Below are 201 nucleotides of genomic sequence, written 5' to 3'. Positions count from 1 at the left end.
ATTTGATAAAGAAACGCGACAATCGATTGCCAAAGATTTAAGTAAGTTAGGTGCAAATGTGAATCAGATTGCTAAATACTGTAATCAACATCAACATAAAGCACCGAATTATGATGGCTTGGAATATAATATCAAAGCGGTGCGTGAAAGGTTAGATGAAATATGGCAAAGGCTAAATTAAGGCGAGTTCTTATTACCTTG

At 34.8% G+C, this 201-nt stretch carries 1 protein-coding gene; it reads left to right on the top strand.

The genetic code is table 11. The annotated features are described in order from the left end of the window. Positions 1 to 181, top strand: a 181-nt coding sequence (gene mobC / locus HMPREF3057_RS05265) for a plasmid mobilization relaxosome protein MobC (RefSeq protein WP_142350343.1), incomplete at its 5' end; no start/stop codon positions are given. Positions 182 to 201: the final 20 nt, after the last annotated feature.

The sequence above is a fragment of the Streptococcus sp. HMSC072D05 genome (assembly GCF_001815805.1).
In the GTDB taxonomy this organism is placed as follows: Bacteria; Bacillota; Bacilli; order Lactobacillales; family Streptococcaceae; genus Streptococcus.
The sequence above is the reverse complement of the archived record's forward strand: the minus strand, read 5'-3'. Positions and strand labels throughout refer to the sequence as shown.